At 73.3% G+C, this 1,886-nt stretch carries 1 protein-coding gene; it reads right to left on the bottom strand.

Translation table 11 applies throughout. The annotated features are described in order from the left end of the window. Window positions 1–129 precede the first annotated feature (129 nt). Complete coding sequence (mgtE, locus tag FOE67_RS24360; protein ID WP_182666984.1) at window positions 130–1,455, bottom strand: magnesium transporter; 1,326 nt, start codon at window positions 1,453–1,455, stop codon at window positions 130–132. Window positions 1,456–1,886 lie beyond the last annotated feature (431 nt).

Raw genomic sequence — 1,886 nt, 5'->3', positions numbered from 1 at the left:
CTCCCACGCCTCCCCGACAACGCGTCCGCCCCACCGGTGGAACCGGTGGGGCGGGTCCGGGTCGGTGCGGCGGAACCGGGGCGGCCGTTCGACGCCCCGGCGTCGGGGCATCGGGCGGTCGTCCCGGTCTCAGATGCCGAGGATCAGCTTCGCGGTGCTGAAGTAGATGACCAGGCCGGTGGCGTCCACCAGGGTGGTGACCATCGGCGCGGAGACCACGGCCGGGTCGATCCGGGCCTTCTTGGCCAGCAGGGGCATCGTGCCGCCGACCGTGGCGGCCCAGGCGCAGATGATCACCAGGGTCACCGCCACCACCGCGGCGATGTCCAGGCCGACGAAGGCCGCGCCCACCGAGAAGCCGATGACCGCGAGCATGATGCCCAGCAACAGCCCCGTGCGGCACTCGCGCCAGATCACCTTCAGCAGGTCGGAGGTGCGCACCTCGCCGACGGCCAGGGCACGGACGGCGGCCGTGGCCGCCTGGGCGCCGGCGTTCCCGCCGGTGCCGATGAGCAGCGGGATGAACAGGGCCAGCTGGGTGACCGTCTCCAGCTCGCCCTCGAACGCCTGCGTGACCGAGACGGTGAGCGTCGCCGCGACCAGCAGCAGCGTCAGCCACATCGCCCGGGCGCGGGAGAGCTGGAAGACGCTCGCCGACATGTAGTGCCGCTCCAGCGGCTCGGCGCCGGACTGCCGGGCCACGTCCTCGGTGTCGGCGGCCTCGATGACCTCCACCGCGTCGTCGATGGTCAGCAGGCCGACCAGGCGGTCCTCGCTGTCCACGACGGGGAGGTTGAGCACGTTGGTCTCCCGCATCAGGCGGGCGGCCTGCTCGGCGGGGTCGGTGGCGCGGGCGCGCTGCGGCTCGGTCTCCACCAGCTGCGCGACCTGGGCGTTGGGGTCGCCCAGCACCAGTTCCCGCAGCTCGACGATCCCGGTCAGCCGGCGACCGGTGTCCACCACGGGGAGGGTGTAGATGGTCTCGGCGCCGGCTCCGCGCCGCCGGACGACCTCCAGGGCCTCGGCGACGGTGAGGTTCTGCTGGAGGGCGACGGTCTCCGGGGTCATGTACCGGCCGACGGATCCCTCGGGGTAGCCCAGCAGGGCGGCGGTCATCTGCCGCTCGTGGGCGCTGAGGCCGGCCAGGACCCGGCGGGCCACCTTGGCGGGGACCTCGCCGAGCATCCGGGCCCGGTCGTCGGGGTCCATGCCCTCGACGAGGTCGCGGAAGGGCTGGTCGCGCAGGCCCTCGAGGATCTGCTGCTGGTCCACCGGGTCCAGTTCCTCGAAGACCTCCAGGGCCCGGTCCTTGTCCAGGAGCCGGAAGGAGACCACCGAGTTCACGGCGTCCATGCGGGCCAGTTCGTCGGCGATCGAGTAGGCGGGCTGGGTCTCCAGCCACTCCATGGCGCCGGCGAGGTCGTGCTCGTCGAGCAGGGTGGGGAGGTGCGTCATGACGGGGTTCTCCCGGTGCGGATCGGTCGGTCACGGGCGTCCGGGGGAGCGCACACGCCGACCGCCCCCCGGGCCGACGACCCGATCAGGAGGTCGGACGGGGGTGGCGGGCGCGGCGCCCGGCATGACTGGGAGGTTCGCTGCGCATGTCAGCCTCACCTCCAGGGGTTCACCACCGTCGAATCCGTCATTCAGGCTACAGCCCCCGGGGGCGCCCTCCGCACCGAACTCCGGCGTATCGGACGGGAAAGAGACGTGAATCCTGTCATGTGCACCGATCGGGCGGGTCCGGCGCGGGCGCCGGCGGACCGAATCCGCTGCCCCGCGCCCGGGCGTGTCGTCCCCGCCGGCCGGGGCGCCGGGACGCGGGAGGTGACCGCGGGGGATCGTCATCCACCCCGCACGGCCCCGAAACCACCCCGAACGACCCC

Origin of the sequence: Streptomyces calidiresistens (assembly GCF_014141525.1) — a bacterium.
In the GTDB taxonomy this organism is placed as follows: domain Bacteria; phylum Actinomycetota; class Actinomycetes; order Streptomycetales; family Streptomycetaceae; genus Streptomyces; species Streptomyces calidiresistens.
This window is presented reverse-complemented; position numbering and strand designations above follow the sequence as displayed.